19 protein-coding genes are annotated in these 18,238 nt (G+C 57.8%); 9 read left to right on the top strand and 10 right to left on the bottom strand.

Annotated elements, in window-relative coordinates; translation table 11 throughout:
• The first annotated feature begins 1 nt into the window (after position 1).
• The 4 genes from G5332_RS07575 to gapS4b all read left to right on the top strand — a co-directional run bounded on the left by G5332_RS07575 (position 2) and on the right by gapS4b (position 4,646).
• A complete protein-coding gene (locus G5332_RS07575; protein WP_421249463.1) occupies positions 2–769 on the top strand; it encodes a thiazole synthase in 768 nt (255 codons plus the stop codon).
• Complete coding sequence (gene thiH / locus G5332_RS07570) at positions 766–2,022, top strand: 2-iminoacetate synthase ThiH (RefSeq protein WP_421311207.1); 1,257 nt, start codon at positions 766–768, stop codon at positions 2,020–2,022. Before G5332_RS07575 ends, thiH begins: the two co-directional genes overlap by 4 nt.
• Before the next feature lie 571 nt (positions 2,023–2,593).
• Positions 2,594–3,541, top strand: a complete 948-nt coding sequence (gene gapS4a / locus G5332_RS07565) for a GapS4a family protein (protein ID WP_199416171.1) — start codon at positions 2,594–2,596, stop codon at positions 3,539–3,541.
• On the top strand, positions 3,534–4,646 hold the full coding sequence (gene gapS4b, locus G5332_RS07560) for a GapS4b family protein (protein ID WP_421311206.1): 1,113 nt from the start codon (positions 3,534–3,536) through the stop codon (positions 4,644–4,646). Before gapS4a ends, gapS4b begins: the two co-directional genes overlap by 8 nt.
• 130 nt (positions 4,647–4,776) lie before the next feature.
• Here the strand turns inward: gapS4b and G5332_RS07555 are convergent, their stop codons facing one another.
• A complete protein-coding gene (locus G5332_RS07555) occupies positions 4,777–5,211 on the bottom strand; it encodes a GNAT family N-acetyltransferase (protein ID WP_421311205.1) in 435 nt (144 codons plus the stop codon).
• A gap of 287 nt (positions 5,212–5,498) precedes the next feature.
• Here G5332_RS07555 and G5332_RS07550 point away from each other — a divergent pair, with 287 nt between their 5' ends.
• Positions 5,499–6,080: a penicillin-binding protein activator LpoB gene (locus tag G5332_RS07550; RefSeq protein WP_421311204.1), complete on the top strand. Its 582-nt coding sequence runs from the start codon at positions 5,499–5,501 to the stop codon at positions 6,078–6,080.
• Between the two features lie 89 nt (positions 6,081–6,169).
• Here G5332_RS07550 and G5332_RS07545 read toward each other — a convergent pair whose 3' ends face one another.
• Positions 6,170–6,805: a Vat family streptogramin A O-acetyltransferase gene (locus tag G5332_RS07545; protein WP_255912735.1), complete on the bottom strand. Its 636-nt coding sequence runs from the start codon at positions 6,803–6,805 to the stop codon at positions 6,170–6,172.
• Between the two features lie 23 nt (positions 6,806–6,828).
• A complete protein-coding gene (locus tag G5332_RS07540; protein ID WP_058056329.1) occupies positions 6,829–7,146 on the bottom strand; it encodes a DUF6968 family protein in 318 nt (105 codons plus the stop codon).
• Between the two features lie 349 nt (positions 7,147–7,495).
• Here G5332_RS07540 and G5332_RS07535 point away from each other — a divergent pair, with 349 nt between their 5' ends.
• Entirely contained in the window at positions 7,496–8,386 is an 891-nt protein-coding gene (locus tag G5332_RS07535; RefSeq protein WP_159158084.1) for a sensor domain-containing diguanylate cyclase, read from the top strand.
• A gap of 152 nt (positions 8,387–8,538) precedes the next feature.
• Here G5332_RS07535 and G5332_RS07530 read toward each other — a convergent pair whose 3' ends face one another.
• Positions 8,539–8,793, bottom strand: a complete 255-nt coding sequence (locus G5332_RS07530; protein WP_421257787.1) for a hypothetical protein — start codon at positions 8,791–8,793, stop codon at positions 8,539–8,541.
• Between the two features lie 64 nt (positions 8,794–8,857).
• Between G5332_RS07530 and G5332_RS07525 the strand changes: the two genes are divergently transcribed.
• The gene (locus G5332_RS07525; RefSeq protein WP_421257786.1) at positions 8,858–10,132 is read left to right on the top strand and encodes an amino acid permease; all 1,275 of its coding nucleotides are present in this window, start codon (positions 8,858–8,860) and stop codon (positions 10,130–10,132) included.
• A gap of 66 nt (positions 10,133–10,198) precedes the next feature.
• Here the strand turns inward: G5332_RS07525 and G5332_RS07520 are convergent, their stop codons facing one another.
• On the bottom strand, positions 10,199–10,837 hold the full coding sequence (locus tag G5332_RS07520) for an exopolysaccharide biosynthesis protein (protein WP_216952786.1): 639 nt from the start codon (positions 10,835–10,837) through the stop codon (positions 10,199–10,201).
• Between the two features lie 251 nt (positions 10,838–11,088).
• Here G5332_RS07520 and G5332_RS07515 point away from each other — a divergent pair, with 251 nt between their 5' ends.
• Complete coding sequence (locus tag G5332_RS07515) at positions 11,089–11,712, top strand: outer membrane beta-barrel protein (RefSeq protein ID WP_216954511.1); 624 nt, start codon at positions 11,089–11,091, stop codon at positions 11,710–11,712.
• A 91-nt stretch (positions 11,713–11,803) separates the two neighbouring features.
• Here the strand turns inward: G5332_RS07515 and G5332_RS07510 are convergent, their stop codons facing one another.
• Positions 11,804–12,727, bottom strand: a complete 924-nt coding sequence (locus tag G5332_RS07510) for a GGDEF domain-containing protein (protein ID WP_216979592.1) — start codon at positions 12,725–12,727, stop codon at positions 11,804–11,806.
• 504 nt (positions 12,728–13,231) lie between these two features.
• Here G5332_RS07510 and amt point away from each other — a divergent pair.
• Complete coding sequence (gene amt, locus G5332_RS07505) at positions 13,232–14,659, top strand: ammonium transporter (protein WP_421249467.1); 1,428 nt, start codon at positions 13,232–13,234, stop codon at positions 14,657–14,659.
• Positions 14,660–14,741: 82 nt separating this feature from the next.
• On the opposite strand, the gene G5332_RS07500 is transcribed toward amt, so the two are convergent.
• The 4 genes from G5332_RS07500 to G5332_RS07485 form a co-directional block, all read right to left on the bottom strand.
• Entirely contained in the window at positions 14,742–15,209 is a 468-nt protein-coding gene (locus tag G5332_RS07500; RefSeq protein ID WP_421249468.1) for a glycine zipper 2TM domain-containing protein, read from the bottom strand.
• Positions 15,210–15,328: 119 nt separating this feature from the next.
• The gene (locus G5332_RS07495) at positions 15,329–15,805 is read right to left on the bottom strand and encodes a GNAT family N-acetyltransferase (protein ID WP_139405189.1); all 477 of its coding nucleotides are present in this window, start codon (positions 15,803–15,805) and stop codon (positions 15,329–15,331) included.
• 112 nt (positions 15,806–15,917) lie between these two features.
• Complete coding sequence (locus tag G5332_RS07490) at positions 15,918–16,322, bottom strand: nitrous oxide-stimulated promoter family protein (protein WP_421249469.1); 405 nt, start codon at positions 16,320–16,322, stop codon at positions 15,918–15,920.
• 88 nt (positions 16,323–16,410) lie between these two features.
• Positions 16,411–18,213 carry an aminopeptidase P family protein gene (locus tag G5332_RS07485; RefSeq protein WP_421311203.1) on the bottom strand — a complete coding sequence of 601 codons (1,803 nt, stop codon included), beginning with the start codon at positions 18,211–18,213 and terminating at the stop codon, positions 16,411–16,413.
• Between the last annotated feature and the right edge of the window lie 25 nt (positions 18,214–18,238).

The following is an 18,238-nucleotide window of genomic DNA, read 5'->3' as shown; positions in this document are numbered from 1 at the left end:
CATGCTGAGAATTGCCGATCACACCTTCTCCTCGCGCCTCTTTACCGGTACCGGCAAGTTTGCCCGCCCGGATCTGATGGCCGCCGCCATCGAGGCGAGTGGCTCCCAACTGGTCACCATGGCCATCAAGCGGCTGGAACCGGGCAAGGCCCACGACGATATCCTGAGCCCCTTGCTGCAACTCGGGGTCAAGCTGCTGCCCAACACCTCAGGCGCCAAGACCGCCGCCGAGGCGGTATTTGCTGCCCACCTCGCCCGCGAGGCGCTGGGGACGAACTGGCTGAAGCTGGAGATCCACCCCGACCCGCGCTATCTGCTGCCCGATCCCATCGAGACGCTGAAAGCCGCCGAGCAGCTGGTGAGAGAGGGCTTTGTGGTGCTGCCCTACTGCGGCGCCGACCCCGTGCTTTGCAAGCGGCTGGAAGAGGTGGGCTGCGCCGCCGTGATGCCGCTCGGTGCGCCCATCGGCTCCAATCAGGGGCTGGTGACCCGGGAGTTTCTCTCCATCATCGTCGAGCAGGTCAATGTGCCTGTGGTGGTGGATGCGGGGATCGGTGCGCCGAGCCACGCGGCCGCCGCCTTTGAGCTGGGAGCCGATGCGGTGCTGGTCAACACTGCCATCGCGGTGAGCGGCGATCCGGTCGCCATGGGCCGCGCCTTTGCACTGGCCAGCACCGCCGGTCGCAGCGCCTATGAGGCGGGCCTTGGCGCCCGCGTCCTGCAGGCTCAAGCCTCCAGCCCGCTCACCGATTTTCTGGGGGCGTTATGAGTCATGATGCTGGCGCGGGGCAAGAGCCAATCGCCAAGTCCTCTTTCTCGGTTTCTCCCGTGGCTGATGTGTTTAGCTCCCCTCTCGGCTCTTCACAAAATAAGGGAGAGGGGCTGGGGGTGAGGGCTAAGGAGCCATCCTTTATCAGCCGCTGGCAGGAGCTGGATTGGGACGATATCGGCATGCAGATCCGCGCCAAAACTGCCGCCGACGTGGCGCGAGCGCTAAGCGCACCGCGCCGCACACTGGCCGATTTTATGGCGCTGATCTCCCCTGCCGCCGAAGCCTATCTGCCGCAGATGGCAGCCGAGGCCGAGCGGCTGACTCGCCAGCGTTTTGGCAACACCATCGGCTTCTATGTGCCGCTCTATCTGTCGAACCTCTGTGCCAACGACTGCACCTACTGCGGTTTCTCCATGAGCAACCGCCTCAAGCGCAAGACCTTGAATACAGAGGAGATAGAGCGCGAGTGTCTGGCCATCAAGGCGCGCGGTTTTGACAGCGTGCTGCTGGTGACCGGCGAGCACGAGCACAAGGTGGGGCTCGCCTATTTTCGCGAGGTGATGCCCATCATCCGCCGCCACTTCAGCACGGTGGGGATGGAGGTGCAGCCCCTCTCGCAGGTCGAATATGCCGAGCTGAAAAGCCTCGGTCTCGACGCCGTCATGGTCTATCAGGAGACCTACCACGCCCCCACCTATGCCCGCCACCATCTGCGTGGCAACAAGCGGGACATCGCATGGCGCCTCGCCACGCCGGATCGGCTGGGCCGCGCCGGTATCGACAAAATCGGGTTGGGGGCGCTGATCGGTCTCTCCTCGGACTGGCGCACCGACAGCTACTTTGTCGCCGAGCATCTGAGCTGGCTTGAGCGCCACCACTGGCAGAGCCGCTACTCGCTCTCCTTCCCGCGCCTGCGCCCCTGCACCGGTGGGCTGGAGCCTGCCGTGGTCATGTCGGATCGACAATTGGCCCAGCTTATCTGCGCCTGGCGCCTCTTCTCGCCCACGCTGGACTTGTCGCTCTCCACCCGCGAGTCGGCCACCTTTCGCAACGGTGCGGTGCGCCTTGGCATCACCCAGATGTCGGCCGAGTCGCGCACCCAGCCGGGGGGCTATGCCGAAGGGGATGCAGAGGAGCTGGAGCAGTTCGCCATCCACGACGACCGCCCGGTGGGTGAAGTGGCCGCCGCCGTGCGGCAGGCGGGTTTGCAGCCGGTGTTCAAGGACTGGGAACCCTTCTTGGGCCGATAGGGGCGGCCACGCCCCCCTTTGCCGGTGGCATCCCGGCGTCCAGCCAGACTCCGTGCCTGTGGCGAGCAGGCACGGCTGCGCCGAGTAATCGTAGGGTCGATTAGCCGGTAGGCGTAATCGTCCGGGGGGGATAGTCGATGGCACGGCTTCGCCGTGCAGGACGCGAGGCCGCTGGCCTCGAAGGGGTTTCGCCCGCCCTTCGGGCCGGGGCGAGTGACTTTGGAAAGACCCAAAGTCACCAAAGGTCTTCTCCCCCGCTTATTCGCCCGACTTCGTCGGGTTCCTTCGGCTCACCCGCTTGTCCGACGGCACGCGCCGACGGGCCATCCATGGCCCGGCGCCGCTCGCTCGACATCCTGTCTCGCGGCCTGGACAAGCGGGCTCGCCTCAGCGAATAAGAGGGGGATAAAACAGAGCATCTCCAGCCTATCTTCTCGCATTTGTGGGATGTATATGTCTATGCACTAATTGTGCGACTGTTCTAATAATTGCTCCTTATTTCTTGAGAGCTCCAACTGACGCATGATATAAAACATAAAGTTTTTATTTTAATTTTTTAAGGGATTAGGTAATGGGTGAGTTTTCTAAAAAGGTGGGTGAGCATGGGGAGCTCATTGTTAAAAATTTTCTATCTATGATTGGATGGCTCTCGGTTCAAGAAGGTGAGACTATCCCGTGTGAGCATGGTGAAAAACATAAAGAAAGCTCAAATGCAAAGACAACTCATGGAATAGATGCCTTTTATTCAGTGAAATCTCAACTTCAAGACTTCACCTTGGATAATATTGTCGTATCAGTTAAATATACTTCCAAGCCTTATCCAAATGCACCTTCAACAAAATTCAAAAGCCATTTAAAGGACTTGGCCAACACATTAGAATGTTTTATGCATTCCGACTTTAGAACGGAAAATAATCAACGATATGAAATGACAGGAATAAAATCAGCAAGGGATATTGGAGTTTTATTTTGGTTGACGAGTGATCGAGAATCACAGCAAGATGTAATTAGTAAAGTTTTTAATGTTGAGCTTGATAAAACACTTATATTCTCGAGTATGCATGTTATAGATAACTCTAGAGCATCGTTTATTTATGATTCCATTTCATACGTAAAGAAAAAGTTTTCAGAAAAAGATATAAATTTTCATTATGCATTTAGTTCATCAAATTATAGTGATCCGACTATCAAGAAATATGGAAAGATAATGCCGGTTGAATATTTGACATCAAATGTAATCCCCTTCCGGTTAGTTGAAAGCACTACAGGTAAAGTTTCATTTTGTTTGGTTTGTCGAGACGGGTTCTCCGAGGAGTCAATTAACAGACTGATTTACCTTGCGAGTGATGTATCACAAGACTTTACTGATGACTTTGTGTTCTTATTCCCAGATTACGATCATTTAAAACATCAATCTATAGTTAGTGGTGCAGGGAGAATGCAAGAAGAGTTATTAAATAAGTTAAATGTCGAGGTTTACTCTTTTAATGAATCATTTGAGGGCTTGATCCATGGGTAATAAAAAATACCTGCTTCCATATGGTGACGCCTTACGTGATTTTCTAAATAATCAGGGGATTACAAAGAGTGATTTACGGTCTATTCTCAGACGAAGAGGTGTTTTTACAGCAAGCGATGAAAAATCTGAACAAGTTCCTATTCTAGTTCGGACAGGTATAACCCCACCAGAGCTTAGTATCTTACTGGATAGATTAAGAGTAAAGGAAGATAATCCTAAGATACATACGCAAACAGTTAAGTGTACTGATAATAAGTTAACACTAAAGGCCATGATTCCCTCCAATTTTAATATTGAAAGTGTCGTTAACAAACCCTTTTCAAACTATCGGTTGTTGGGTATACCATCATTTAAGAGTGTAGGTGGGGATAATAACCACTTAGAGTTGGAATTTACTATTGAACGCTTCGACTATACAAAGAGTTGGGATAAAAATACATCTCAATTTTCAGGTAAAGTAAAATTGAAAAAGGTTGGTTCATCTGTAGATATGAATATAACCTTGTCACATACATCTCCTGAGACAAAAGAGGTTGCTAATGGAATAACATCAAAGCTGATCAAGGAAATGAAGTCTTCAGGCGCCATATCTGAGCGTGAGCAAATAAAGAAGATACAGTTTTCAGATTTTACAAACGAAAATAGAGTTTTATTCTTGAAAATGGTTAGTCAAGAGCAAATAACAAATGAACTCTATTTCAAAGATACTAAAGATATTGGTTTTAGTCCGGATGATACTCAGACCTTACCTAAAGATATAGCGTGGATGGAAAAAACCATATCGAATCTTGTTTTACAAGGTGTTGGATTGCATTCAACTTTTTTTGTGAAGAATAAAAGTTATCACAAGTATATAAAGATGCATAGGCTTGAGGCAGCTTATACGTTTGATCACAGCTCATTCAATGGTACTTGTAATATCATATTTGAATTTCCTGAGTATATTACAAAGGGCGATATTTCATCCGAGTTGTCGATAAAAATTAGTGGCTTAAGGTTTGGTGATAAAAATGATGTCTCAATGGGTAAGGTCAAAGAAATATTATTATCTCAATTAGATGTCGCCAAACTAAAATATTATGAAGAGTTGGCTAGCGAAAAATAAAGTGTTGGGGGGTTCATAGACTTTATAGATGTATACTTGGCTATTAATAAAGATCATTGCTTTAAATCTGGATGTGGGCATGCAGGTTATTCCTGATGCCCGATTCCAATGACAGAGAAAAACAACTCTGTTACTGAACTATTGACTGCTTTTTCAGGAAGTAACTGATATGCCCCGGCGGCATATCGGGCAGCTGGCCAAAGACCTCGTAACCCTGCTTCTGGTAGAAGGGGAGGGCCTGAAAACTGGTGGTTTCCAGATGGTAGTTGCTGATGCCCTTGCTTTGGGCGTACTGCTCCATGGCCCCCAGCAGGCGGCCGCCCCAGCCGTCGCGGCGGATGCTTTCGTCGATCCAGAGCCAGTCGACGTGCAGCCAACCCCACTTGATGTCGGCGATGATGCCGCCATGTACCTTGCCCTCTTCATCCTTGATAAAGCTGGCGATCCGCTCGCGCCGAAGTTCGTACAGTTGAGGGCCTGCCTGGCTTACGTTGTAGCCCGAGAGACCAATGCGCAGCGCTTCGATCTCATCGTCCTGAGGCGGTTGGGGTGGGGTGAGTTGCATAGTGCTTCCTGCTTGAGTGTGATGATCTCTGTCGGGTTGCGACGTGTTGTGCGCCGGGCTTACCGCTGCGTTACTGTTGATGTTTTACCGACACTACCCTAACGGAATCGGGTGGAGCCGTGCCAGCTTTTTCGTGGGCCCAGGTTCGCCAGTCTCTGTCGCCCTGTGGTGGTGGGCGTATCGACCCCGCCGGGGTTTGTCCCTAGCATAAGGAGGATGCGGGGCAGGGGCTCCGCCATGCGGGCATGTGTTGATGCCCGTTTACGGATTTCTGGCGGAGAGAAAAGATGAAGCTGCGTTCCTTGTTGATGGTGGGGGCCCTGCTGCTGGGCGGTTGTGCGGTCAATCCCTACGGTGGTACTCAGGCTCCTGTCAGTGAACCCGATCAGCCAGTGAGCCAGCCGGACAAGCCGGTGACCAAACCGGATAGCGGGGACGTTCAGCCCAAGCCGGTGGCGCCGACCGGACTGGGGCAGGCCATGGCCGATCTCTTTGTGCAGGCCCCCGAGGTGCGGGAGCTGGCGCAAACCGGTCAGCCGGTGCTGCTGCTCACCCCGCCCCAGAACGGCACCGGCGAGCCGGTGGACACCCGCGCCATGGCGGCGGCCATGAGCAAGCGCATCCAGAGCAAGAGCGGTTTTCACTTTGTCGACCAAGGGCAGGTGGCAGCCATCACCGGCCAGCTGGAGTATCAGCAGGGCAGGATGAACCCGGCCTCCCTGGTGCGGCTTGGCCGTCAGACTGGCGCCGGCTACATGCTCTACGGGGATCTGGTGACAGAGGGGAGCCGTTATCGGTTGTCGATGACCCTGATGGAGCTGCGCAGCGGCGAGCTGATCTGGAGCGGTAGTCGCTCCGCCAGCCACTGAGCGGTCTGCGACCAATCAAAAAGAGGGTTGAGTGCCTGTACGCTCAACCCTCTTCTCATTTCTGGCCCTATGCCTGATGGGGCTTGTCTCTAGCGGATTGCCGCTTCCAGCGCGGCTATCTCGCCGCCGCTGATGAGCGGCAGGTTGCGGCTGATCTGCTCCACCGGCCAGTCCCACCAGGCGATGGCGTTAAGACGGGCGATGGTGTCGTCGTCGAAGCGGTAGCGGATCACTTTGGCCGGGTTGCCGCCGACCACGGCGTAGGCGGGCACGTCACCGGTGACCACGGAGCGGGCGGCGATAATGGCGCCGTTGCCGACCTTTACCCCCGGCATGATCAGGGCGTCATAGCCAATCCAGACATCGTTGCCGATCACGGTATCGCCCTTGTAGGGGAGGCTGCCCGGGGCGGGGGCGGCGCTCTCCCAACCGTTGCCGAAGATAAAGAAGGGGTAGGTGGAGAAGCCGGAGGTCTGGTGGTTGGCGCCGTTCATGATGAACTTCACCCCGCGGGCGATGGCGCAGAACTTGCCGATGATGAGCTTGTCGCCGATGAAGGGGAAGTGGTAGAGGACGTTGCGCTCGAAGCCCGCCGAATCCTCCGGGTCGTCGTAATAGGTGTAGTCACCCACCTCGATATTGGGCCCCTTGATGGTGTTCTTGATAAAACACACCTGGGGGAAGCCATTCATGGGGTGGGGATTGGCGGGGTCGGGTCCGTGCATCCGGGCTCCTAGGGTTGGCCGGGCTAGAGCGCCGGGAAGTAGCAGGCGCTCATGTCGATAGGGTGATCGGGGCAGCCTGGCAGATAGAATTGCCAGCCCGCATCGGAGAAGGCGCGCAGTTCAGTTTCGACAAACTTGATGGCGAGGCTCAGGGCCTGCAGGCTGTCGATGCCGTAGATAAAGGTTTTGTCGCTCAGCCCCGCCAGCTTCACCTTGCAGCGCCAGTCACCGCTGGCGGACTTGGGATCCGGCTCGGGGGCCTTGATGGCGATCTTGAGGGTGAGCTGTTCCCCTTCGGTACTGATAGCGTCGAAGCGGGCGGTAACGATGGCGTTTTTCATCTGGCGATTCCTTTTCCGTGGTACAGCCCCTGCGGTTGCGGGGGGGCTGGCGTTCCTGATGGCTGATGAGGTGAAAACTGGACTCGTGACGGCCAGCGTAAATGAACTTGTGAGTTGAAACAATGAGATATCATTGAGCGAGGGAGGGGCCATCCGCCACTGCGAACGGTCGCAAGTCAGAGCGGCGGTGGGCGCAGGCAATCCTTGCTGGCCGAGACGTCTGCATGCTGCTAGATGTAAAGGGTTGTTGGCTATGACGGCAGATTTTTCTCCGTTGCCGATGAGGGCGAGTGAGTCCTTTTAAGGCAGAATATCTCCCCCTGTTTGACCCTAACGTACAGGAGTCTCCGTGGCGCTTTCGGTAACCCAGCTTTATGAAGTGATGGCCCAACTGCCAGATCCCATCTTCATCCTCAGTGAAGATGGTTATTACGTGGAATATATCGGCGGCATGGAGCAGCAATCCTATCACGATGGCAATCCGCTGGCGGGCAAGCAACTGGCCGATGTGCTGCCACCCGAGATGGCCATGTGGGTCAAGGCACAGGTTGCCGAGTCACTGGCGAGCGGTCAGGTGCGGGTGGTGGAGTATGAGCTATCAGCAGCCGAGGTGGGGGGGATCAATGCCGCCGTCGGGCCGCAGGGGGTACAACGCTTCGAGGGCAAGATTGCCCCGCTGCCCTCCCTCTATGACGGCAAGCGGGCGGTGGCCTGGGTGACTCGCAATATTACCCGCCAGTACGAGTTGCAGCAGCGACTGCAGCGCCAGAGCGAGACCGATCAGCTGACCGGTCTCTACAACCGCCGCTTCTTCTTCGAGCACTGCCAGCCGCTGCGGACAGGGGAGGCGCCCTGTGGCCTTATCATGCTCGACATCGATCACTTCAAGCAGATCAACGATCACTACGGCCATCAGCAGGGAGATCGGGCCTTGCAGCGATTCAGTGGCTGCATCGATGCCCTGTTGCGTGCGGACGATCTCTTTGTGCGCAGCGGCGGCGAGGAGTTTCTTATCCTGTTGCCACGGATCGATGAGGCCGGTTTGCTGCAGATGGCGGAGCAGATCCGTGCTGCTGTCGAAGCATTGCCTGCCGATCCGGTCGCCATCACGGTCAGTCTGGGCACAACCCTGGTGCAGCCGGAGGAGGAGATCAATCAGGCGCTGGCCCGGGCCGACGAGTGGCTCTATCAGGCCAAGCGGGCAGGGCGCAACCGGGTGGCACACTGCCCGGCACGCTGAGCTGATTGGTCCTGTTATTGGCAGACATCACCTTTCCTTTTGCCATAAATAAATTGGCTGACATCACTGTCAATTAGTCGAAAAGTTGGCCGAATTATTTCACTCATATTCCACAGCTTAAGGTGTTAATATTATCGGCCTGATCGCTGGTCTTATTTGTGTTGTTGGGCAACAGCATGAGGTTTTATCGGTATGTTATCAAAAGGGTTTGGATCTGGTTCTGGATGACGAATGTGACACATTTCATTGTCTTTTGAAACAATCCGATTCAAACGGTCATGAATTATTAACCTTGACCAGGTTGGCGATTTCAACGATGGTAGCGTGGCAGCTCCGTTTCTCTCCGGTGGCTCTGTTGGCCGCTGGCGGCGTTGTTTTTTCATGTGCAGGGCGATATGCAACGACATATCTCCAGCCTGTTATTCGGGCCAATAAAAATAATGATGACAGACTAATAAGGTATATATTGCAATGAGTGTTTCTATTGCTGAAAAGAGTAACTCTGTTTCAAAATTGAAATGGGAGAAAAGCGATTCGGTATGGACCATGGGCCTATATGCCACTGCTGTCGGTGCCGGTACGTTATTTCTTCCTATTACTGTCGGCAGTAATTCCCCGGTTATTTTGCTGTTTATTTTATTGCTGGCTTTTCCGCTCTCTTATTATTCCCACCGGGCATTGAGCCGCTTTGTGCTCTCCAGCTCCCATAAGGAAGGGGATATCACCCATGTGGTGGAGGAGCACTTCGGTGCCAGGGCGGGCAAGCTGCTGATGCTGGTCTATCTGATGGCCTTCTACCCCATCATTCTGGTCTACAGCATCTCCATCACCAATGCGATCCAGAGCTTCGTGGTACATCAGCTGGGGGATGCCGAGCTTCCCCGCGGCTTGCTGGTGCTGGGGGTGATGCTGGGCCTGCATCTGGTGCTGCTGGCCGGCAAACAGATCGTGGTGTCGGCCATCAGCGTGCTGGCGCTGCCCATGGTCGCCTTTCTGATTGGCCTCTCGATCTATCTGCTGCCCCAGTGGAGCCTCTCCTATTTCACAGAGAGTCAGGCAGTGGAGTGGCGTGACCCGGCGTTCTGGAAATCCCTCTGGCTGATCGTGCCGGTGATGGTGTTCTCCTTCAGCCATGCGCCCATTATCTCCTCCTTCAGTGCGGCGCAGAAGAAGCGTTGTCAGGAGAGTGCCGACCTGCGTGCCAAGCGGATCATCAAATACAGCAGCATGCTGATTTGCGGCAGCGTGCTCTTCTTCGTGGTGAGCTGCGTGATGAGCCTGAGTCAGGCCGAGATGGCGCTGGCCCGCACCGACAATATCTCCGTGCTGTCGGCGCTGGCGAACAAGTTTTCCAATCCGCTGATCGCCTATGTGGGGCCGCTTATCGCCATTCTGGCCATGTCCAAATCCTTCCTCGGCACCTCCATGGGGGTTAGCGAGGGGACGGTGAGCATGGTGAGCGGTGCCTGTCAGGGGCTGGGGCTCTCTCTCAAGGAGTCGACCATCGCCCGGGTGTCGTCGGTGATCCTGTTTATGGTGACCGCCCTCATCACCTATCTGAACCCCAATGTGCTCGACATCATCGAGCGCGTCAGTGGCCCGCTGATCGCGGTGATCCTGTTTCTGCTGCCGGCCTGCTCCATCTATCGCTTGCCCGCACTCAAGCGTTATCGCGGGCCGAGTACCCTTTTTGTGTTGGTGATGGGGCTGCTTGCCATCTCGGCCCTTATCTACGATCTGCTTTGACCGGGCGGTATCCCGCACAAATCCAAAAGGGCGACCATCTAGTCGCCCTTTTTCTGTGCATCGGGGTTAGCCGAGCAGGCCGGTGGCGCTCTGGCCCGCCATCAGCAAGCCGATGGCCAGCACGCTGAACCAGACCAGGGTCGCACTTACCAGCAGATAGCCGCTGGCAACGAACAGACCGTCCCGCTGCAACATGCCGGTGCAGAGCAGCAGGATGGCCCAGGCGGGCATGGCATTGGTGAAGGGGATGGCGCCCAGGGGTAGCATCAGCAGCAGGGCGGCCAGCATGATCAGCAGACCGTTGCAGCGGTTGACCGTGCTGCTGCCGGTCAGCACCAGCAGGCGCGGGCGGATAACGCGATCGACACGGGCCAGCAGATCCGCACCCTTGTGCAGGGTCGGCTTGAGCTGGTCGGCGGCGAAGCGGCGTTCCATCAGGATGGCGGGCAGCCAGGGCACCCGGTTGAGGGTGATGCCGATGCCGATAAAGAGGATCAGCAGACCAAACGGGGTGCTGACCCCGGGAATGGAGACCGGCAGCAGGAAGGGGACGGTGAGCAGCACGCAAAACAGCAGCATGCCCTGTTCGCCCACCAGCGCGAGCATCTGGCGCAGGCTGATGTGGCTCTCGTCGATGGCATGCGCGGTGGCCCGCAGGGTATCCGCGAGGGTGGTTTGGGGGTCGTGAAGTTGCGCGGCAACCATTCCCTGATGTCCTTTTGAGTAGTGATAACGGGCCCCGATGACCCGATTTGGCGCCAGCATACGTGGCAGAGGTTAACCGTCGATGAATGGTGGCAGGGGCGCATAGCGGCGCCAGTGGGGCGGCTCGGCAGAGGTTCCGGCGAGAGGGAAATCCCGCGATGAAAGTGATCCGGTACAGCCGCCATTTAGGATGGGCGCAGGATGCCTCTGGTATGCTTTCTGCACAATCACACAGGGAGCAGGGGACGATGATGAAGAGAGCCGGGATAGCGATGATGGGGCTGTTGCTGCCACTGGGGCAGGCCTGGAGTAGCGAGGCTGCGACCACATCTGGTTGGCAGGTGACGCCGTTTTTCGGCTACAGCTCAGCCATCGACTTCGAGAAGGGTGACGAGGTGGTGCAGCCGGTGCCGCTTTCTGCATCGCTTGATTCACTGCAGGGGCAGAGTTCCGGCAGCTGGGGTCTCTTTATCAGCAAGGAGGTGGATGATCCGGGCATGATCGAGCTGCTCTACAGCCATCAGTCCACCACCCTCTCTCCCGACCAGCCGGATCGCCTGACGGTGGACATCCTGCACTTTGCCGGTGCTTTGACCCTCTCTGACAACCTGATGGCGCCCTATATCGGCGCCGGGATCGGGGTGACCCGCTTTGCCGCTTACGACAGCGAGGTGACCCCTTCCATGTCGCTGGCGCTCGGGGTGCAACCGCGCCTCGCCGAGCATCTGGCCCTGCGGGCCGAGGTGCGCGGTTATGGCTCGCTGGTCAACGACAACAACCAGTTTCTCTGCAACCCGGAGCAGTGCGTGTTCAAGGTGCGCGGGGAGCTGGTGACCCAGTGGCAGGCCAATATCGGTCTTACCTTCCGCTTTTAGGTGGGGGGATTTCCCCCCATAAAACAGGGGCCCCTGGGCCCCTGTTTCAGCAGCAATGTTCCGCAGTGACCGGCAATCAACCGGCAGCTCTTCACGCCTCTTTATTAGTCGGCGTCGCCCATACCGCGCAGTTTCTACCCGCCTCCTTGGCGCCATAAAGCGCCTGATCCACCCGTTTGAACAGCGAGACGGCCGGCTCCCCGGGCTCGCGGATCCCCATCCCCAGACTGACCGTCATGGTATGGGTCGGGTCGGGGGCTATGGTGCGGGTCGCAGTGAGCAGGGTGTTGGTCAGTTGCTGCAAATCGGCTTCGTGAGCGACGGGCAGCAGCAGGGCAAACTCTTCACCCCCGACACGGGCCGCCAGCGCACCCGGTGGGCAGTGCTGTTGCAACAGCTCGCCAAACTGCTGCAACACCCGATCCCCGATATCGTGGCCGTAGTTGTCATTGATCCGCTTGAAGTGATCCAGGTCCAGCAGGATGAGGGCATGGCAAACCCCTTGCTCCAGAAACAGCTGCTGATGAAAGTAGCGCCGGTTTGGCAGCTTGGTCAGATCGTCAAACAGCGCCTGCTCTCTGAGCCGGGTATTGATATGAAAGAGGTGGTGCATGGTGCTCAGGATGCCGATGCTGCTGAGCAGGATGCCGCTGGAGCGCAGCAGATCCTCGGCATAGATGGCGAGCCAGAGCGGCTGCGCCACCAGCTCATCCATGATGTCGGCGGTGGCCCCCATGATCCACAGCATCAGACCGCAGGAGAGCATGCGGTAGGTGTGGGTGGGCAGGTGGGCGCACTGCACCACCCAGAACAGGAACAGCATGGTGAGCCAGTTGATCACCTCGAAGCCAAAGCTGACGGCGTAAAAGCGCTCGTAGGGGAAGTGGGGCAGCAGCAACAGATGAAGGGTCATGATGGCCAGCATCAATCCCCCCAGCAACAAGATGTGGGAACGATGCTCCCGATCGAGCTGATGGTAGTGGGAGAGGCTGATATCGAGACGATCAAACTGCATGGTGTTCCTCGGATTGGGCCCGCCATCACGTTGCAAACAAGGCGCTGCGTAATGGTATGCCGTAGTCGGATAACAGAAACGGCTGGTCTGCCAGTGTAAACGAGTTGGCCCGCAGCGCGCGATATCGAGGGCTTCAGCTTGTGGGCTGGTTCAGGATTTGCGCATTTGTGGTGCGCCGGCCATGCCCTGCCCTGTGACAGGGCGGTTCAGTACCGGTTAGCGCAGAGCGTGCGCCATTTTGGTGCGTTAACGATGGCTGAGATAGTTAATTTAATGATTTTTAAGGATTTAAAATTATGGCCCACTTTATGCTTTTTACATGTCAGAGGGTCTCTTGCGCTCATCGGCGGCAGACGCAGTGATGAGGAAGTGGCAAGAGGCATCCCCGTGCCGGGCGCGGGTGTGATTCTGGCGGGTTGCAGCAACACCTTGCGGTTCGCCACAGATTCAATCAGGGAAACGGAGCCGGTCTTGTACCGGTACGACAGGGAAGGAGAGTGCTCTATGGTCAAAAAATGGATGATGGCGGGTCTGACGATGTTGCCTGCCTTGCTGGTTACCCCAAGTTGGGCCGAAGAGGTCGCTCAGGTACAGGCGGCGGTGGCACCGGTTGCCGCCATGACAATCAACAAGGGTGACAACACCTGGATGCTGCTCTCGGCGGCCCTGGTGATCCTGATGTCGATCCCCGGTCTGGCCCTCTTCTACGGTGGTCTGGTGCGGGCCAAGAATATGCTGAGCGTGCTGATGCAGGTCTTTACCCTGTTCTGCCTTATCTGCGTGCTCTGGGTAATTTACGGTTATTCACTGGCCTTTACCGAGGGGGGCAATTTCTACGGCTCCTTCAGCAAGGTGCTGCTCAAGGGGGTGACCCCTGACTCCATCGCCGCCACCTTCAGCAAGGGTGTCGGGATCAGCGAGCTGATCTATGTGGTGTTCCAGGGGGCCTTTGCCGCCATCACCTGCGGCCTTATCGTGGGGGCGTTTGCCGAGCGCATCAAGTTTGCCGCCGTGCTGCTCTTCTCGGTGATCTGGTTCACCTTCGCCTATATCCCGCTGGCTCATATGGTGTGGTATTGGGCGGGTCCGGATGCCTATACCAGCGCCGAAGCCGCAGCAACCGCGACCGCAACTGCCGGGTATCTGTTCCAGCATGGTGCGCTGGACTTTGCTGGCGGCACAGTGGTGCACATCAACGCCGCCGTGGCGGGTCTGGTGGGGGCCTATCTGGTGGGCAAGCGTCTGGGCTACGGTCGTGATCCCATGACCCCCCACAGCCTGACCATGACCATGATCGGCGCCTCCCTGCTCTGGTTCGGCTGGTTCGGTTTCAACGCGGGCTCCGCGCTGGAAGCCAACGGGGTGGCTGCGCTCGCCTTTATCAACACCTGGGTGGCACCGGCTGCGGCAGCTCTGTCATGGACGTTGGCCGAGTGGGTGATGAAGGGGCGTCCCTCCCTGTTGGGTGCGGCGTCCGGAGCGGTGTCCGGTCTGGTGATGATCACCCCGGCGGCCGGGTTTGTCGGTGTCGGTGGCGCGCTGGTGATGGGTCTTGTCAGTGGTGTGGCCGGTCTGTGGGGCGTCCACGGTCTCAAGCGTCTGCTGGGGGCCGATGACAGCCTGGATGTCTTCGGTCTGCACGGGGTGTGCGGCATTCTCGGCGCCCTGCTGACCGGCGTCTTTGCCAGCCCGGATCTGGGCGGCACCGGGGTGTGGGACTATGTCACCAATCAGGTTGCCGATGGCTACTCCATTCTGACTCAGGTGAAGATCCAGGCCATCGGGGTCGGTGTCACCCTGCTCTGGTCCGGTGCCGTGGCGGCGATTGCCTTCAAGGCGGTCGACATGCTGATCGGGCTGAGGGTCAATGGCGATGCCGAGCGGGAAGGGCTGGATGTCACCTCCCACGGCGAGAAGGCTTACAGCATGTAATCCCGAACGTCAGACAACAAAAAACCGCCGGAACCGGCGGTTTTTTTATGGCTCGAGGGTGGCGAAACCTTGGTTCACACGCTTAATTCACGACGGCCACGTTGATGCTGCCATTGCCCTGGGTCATGCGTACCCGCGCGCCCGGCACGAAGGTGGGGCTGGCTTTTTGTACCACCACGATGGCTTCGCCGTTCTCTTTCTTGATCTCCAGCTCGACTCCGTCGACCTGGTTGAGTTTGTCGCCAGCGGCCTTGCCGGCTGCCGCGCCGGCAATGGCGCCACCAGCTGTGGCGATATCACGGCCGGTGCCGCCGCCTATGGTGCTGCCCAGCAGGCCGCCGACCACGGCACCGCCAATAGTGCCAATCAGGGAGTTTTCATCAGCCTGGATCTTCACCGGGCGGGTGGAGATGATGGTGCCATAGCTGACGGTTTGTACCTGCTTGGCACGGTCTTTGGTGTAGACATCGCCAGAGTAGACATCGCTGTTGGCGCAACCGGTGACGGTAGTGGCGGCCAGCAGGGCAATAAGGGTCATACGTTTCAACATGATGGGCCTCCAAGGCTGAATAGAATTCAAACAATCAGTTTGATGAATTGAACTTTACTCCAAGCAAGCGGGACATGAAATCGGCAAAATGTAACCAATTATGCGTTCTGTAACCGGTTTTATCCTTGAATCGCAGCTGTACCGGAGAGGGTTTTAACCAGCACAAGCCGATCCTCGCCGGGGCCGAAGTAGTCGGCGACCTCTTCAACTAGTTGATAGCCAAGACGGTAGTAGAGGCGCTGGGCCGGATTGGCCGGATCGACCGTGAGCCGCAGTTCGCTTATCTGCAGCGCCTGCTGGTTGGCCTCCATCTGGCGCATCATCCGCTCCGCGAGGCCGAAACCGCGCGCCTCGGGCAGCACCGCCAGCGAGAGCACCCAGCCTTGCGACCGCTCCTGACCAAAGCCACCCAGCACATAACCCACCAGTTGCCCCTCGTATTCGGCCACCAGCAACAACTCGGGCCATAAATCCATCGCCTGACGGAAGAAGAAGGCGGGATAGACATCTTCACCAAACACTTTGGCATCGATCTGCCAGATGGCGTGCATGTCATTGTGGGTGGCGGTGCGTAGCAGGGGCGGGTTGTGGTGCATCAGGACTCCATCGGCAGCAAACGGATCGGCAACGCCGCTGACCTTGGGGCCAACGGCAGAAAAGGAGTCATAGGGTAGTGGTCATCCCCTGCCGGATGCAAGGGATTGGCGGTTATGGCGGCAGCGGGAGGCTCTGGGGCAGTTTGGGGGCCTTGCGCAAGCCGTCGAGCAGGTGGCGGAGGGTGAGCCAGGGGTGGCGCAGCAACATGCGCGGGCCGCTCCACTTCATCACCTGCTGGATCTGTTTGCGCATCGCCGGGGCGTAGCAGTGGATATTGCAGTTGGCGCAGGTGGGTTTGTGGCCGTGGCCATAACGGCAGCGACGAAGGCGCTGATGGGCGAAATCCCGCAACTGGCGACAGTGGCGGCAATGGGGATCCTGATGATGGTGCTGGCAGTAGAGGCGGATCATGGCGCTGACCGTCTGCTGCTCGCGCATGAGTCTGGGATGGTCACTCGCCTTTTTGCTGGCTGCGGCGTGTGAGCCCCGGGCTGGGCTGGCATGATGACTTTTCATGGCCGCCATTGTCCTGACCTGCTCGCTTGGGGTGTTGATACAGGTCAAAAGGGGGGGATAAAAAACAGGGCCCGCAGGCCCTGTGTCATCAGATGAGGCTGGTTGCCTGCTCCAGCCAGGCGAGATCCTCGCCCTCGAGCAGCGGGCTCAGGCGGCGGAACACCTCGACGTGGTATTCGTTGATCCAGCGGAATTCGGCCGGGCTCAGCAGGCTGCGATCGATCAGGCGGGTATCGAACGGCACGTATGTCAGGCGCTCGAAGCCGAGCATCGGCAGCTCGCCAACCTGTTCCAGCTCGGTCACCACTACCAGGTTTTCGCAGCGGATGCCGAAGCCATCTTCGCGGTAGTAGCCCGGCTCGTTGGAGAGCACCATGCCCGGTTGCAGGGCGACCATGCTCCCTTTCGGCGCGATGCGCTGGGGCCCTTCGTGGACACTCAGGAAGTGGCCGACGCCGTGACCGGTGCCGTGGTCGTAGTTGTAACCGGCCTGCCACAGTGGCATGCGGGCCAGCACGTCGAGCTGGATACCGGCGGTGCCGCGCGGGAAGCGGGCCTGATCCAGCGCGATATGACCCTGCAGCACCCGGGTAAACATCGCTTTCTGCTCGTCGCTCACCTCACCCACCTTGATGGTGCGGGTGATGTCGGTGGTGCCATCCATATACTGGGCGCCGGAGTCCAGCAGATAGAGGCTGTCCTGGCCAAACGCGCGCGGGGTGCCGTTGGTGTGGTGGTAGTGGCACATGGCGGCGTTGGGGCCGAGCGCGGAGATGGTATCGAAGCTCGGCTCGACGTAGTGCTCCTGCTCGCGGCGGAACGCTTCCACCTGATCGGCCAGAGTGCCTTCATCCACCCCCTCGAACTCGCCGGAGGCGATCAGCCGATCCAGCCAGGCGAGGAAGCGGGTCATGGCCACGCCATCGCGCAAATGGGCTGCACGCATGCCGGTCAGCTCGATCTCGTTCTTGCACGCTTTCGGCAGCATGGTGGGGTCTTGCCCTGCCACCAGAATGGCGCCCGCCTCCTCCATGACGAGCTGGGTCCAGGCGTTGGCGCTGTCCGGATCGGCCAGCACCTTCTGCTGATCTTCACCGATGCGCTGCAACACGTCGCCCAGCTTGTCGATGGGGTAGACGGAGACATCCTGTCCCACGTGCTGGGTGAAGGCGAAGCAGTCAATCTTGTCGGTATCGACGAAGAAATCCATGCTGGTGTTGGCGTAGAGCACCGCAAAGCCCAGCACCACCGGCAGCCGGTCGATGTCGCGGCCGCGCAGGTTGAGCAGCCAGTTGATGGGCTCGGCCTGGGTCAGCAGCACCGCATCCAGCCCGCGTTTGCGCAGATCGCTGGCCAGCTGTTCACGTTTGGACTGGCTGGACTGGCCCGCCAGTTCCTCGCTGTAGAGGATGACCGGGCTCTTGGTCGGCTCCGGGCGATCGCTCCAGTTCAGGTCGATGGGGTTCTGCTCGACGCGGATCAGCTCGATACCGCGATCGGCCAGCACGGCCTTGGCATGCTTGTACCAGGTCAGGCTGTGCAGGCGGGCATCGAAGCCAACCCGGGAGCCTGACGGCAGTTGCTCGGCCAGCCACTGGACATGGGGATTTTCAATGAGGTGGAGGAATTCGAACAGTTCGGCGGGGGTTTGCATCCGCGCCTGCACCGTATAGCGACCATCGACAAAGAGGGCTGCCCGCTGTGCCATGATGATGGCGACCCCGGCAGAGCCGTTGAAACCGGTGATCCAGTCAAGCCGCTCGGCATAGGCGGGGATGTACTCGCCGAGGTGCTCATCATCGTGGGGGACGATAAAGGCGTCCAACTCCTGCATGGCCAGCTCGGCCCTGACTTGGGCGACGCGGGTTTCAATTATCTCGAAATTATTCATGTCGTTAGTGCCAGATGGTTGCTAT

Origin of the sequence: Aeromonas sp. 603757, from assembly GCF_049171255.1 — a bacterium.
GTDB classification, from domain to species: domain Bacteria; phylum Pseudomonadota; class Gammaproteobacteria; order Enterobacterales; family Aeromonadaceae; genus Aeromonas; species Aeromonas veronii_A.
Note: the sequence above shows the minus strand (reverse complement) of the source record. Positions and strands in the feature narration are given on the sequence as shown.

Excerpts from the sequence above, each read along its gene's own strand:
- G5332_RS07575 (WP_421249463.1), top strand. The coding sequence starts at position 2 with ATGCTGAGAATTGCCGATCACACCTTCTCCTCGCGCCTCTTTACCGGT.
- thiH (WP_421311207.1), top strand. The coding sequence starts at position 766 with ATGAGTCATGATGCTGGCGCGGGGCAAGAGCCAATCGCCAAGTCCTCT.
- gapS4a (WP_199416171.1), top strand. The coding sequence starts at position 2,594 with ATGGGTGAGTTTTCTAAAAAGGTGGGTGAGCATGGGGAGCTCATTGTT.
- gapS4b (WP_421311206.1), top strand. The coding sequence starts at position 3,534 with ATGGGTAATAAAAAATACCTGCTTCCATATGGTGACGCCTTACGTGAT.
- G5332_RS07555 (WP_421311205.1), bottom strand. The coding sequence starts at position 5,211 with ATGCAACTCACCCCACCCCAACCGCCTCAGGACGATGAGATCGAAGCG.
- G5332_RS07550 (WP_421311204.1), top strand. The coding sequence starts at position 5,499 with ATGAAGCTGCGTTCCTTGTTGATGGTGGGGGCCCTGCTGCTGGGCGGT.
- G5332_RS07545 (WP_255912735.1), bottom strand. The coding sequence starts at position 6,805 with ATGCACGGACCCGACCCCGCCAATCCCCACCCCATGAATGGCTTCCCC.
- G5332_RS07540 (WP_058056329.1), bottom strand. The coding sequence starts at position 7,146 with ATGAAAAACGCCATCGTTACCGCCCGCTTCGACGCTATCAGTACCGAA.
- G5332_RS07530 (WP_421257787.1), bottom strand. The coding sequence starts at position 8,793 with ATGTCGTTGCATATCGCCCTGCACATGAAAAAACAACGCCGCCAGCGG.
- G5332_RS07525 (WP_421257786.1), top strand. The coding sequence starts at position 8,858 with ATGAGTGTTTCTATTGCTGAAAAGAGTAACTCTGTTTCAAAATTGAAA.
- G5332_RS07520 (WP_216952786.1), bottom strand. The coding sequence starts at position 10,837 with ATGGTTGCCGCGCAACTTCACGACCCCCAAACCACCCTCGCGGATACC.
- G5332_RS07515 (WP_216954511.1), top strand. The coding sequence starts at position 11,089 with ATGAAGAGAGCCGGGATAGCGATGATGGGGCTGTTGCTGCCACTGGGG.
- G5332_RS07510 (WP_216979592.1), bottom strand. The coding sequence starts at position 12,727 with ATGCAGTTTGATCGTCTCGATATCAGCCTCTCCCACTACCATCAGCTC.
- amt (WP_421249467.1), top strand. The coding sequence starts at position 13,232 with ATGGTCAAAAAATGGATGATGGCGGGTCTGACGATGTTGCCTGCCTTG.
- G5332_RS07500 (WP_421249468.1), bottom strand. The coding sequence starts at position 15,209 with ATGTTGAAACGTATGACCCTTATTGCCCTGCTGGCCGCCACTACCGTC.
- G5332_RS07495 (WP_139405189.1), bottom strand. The coding sequence starts at position 15,805 with ATGCACCACAACCCGCCCCTGCTACGCACCGCCACCCACAATGACATG.
- G5332_RS07490 (WP_421249469.1), bottom strand. The coding sequence starts at position 16,322 with ATGAAAAGTCATCATGCCAGCCCAGCCCGGGGCTCACACGCCGCAGCC.
- G5332_RS07485 (WP_421311203.1), bottom strand. The coding sequence starts at position 18,213 with ATGAATAATTTCGAGATAATTGAAACCCGCGTCGCCCAAGTCAGGGCC.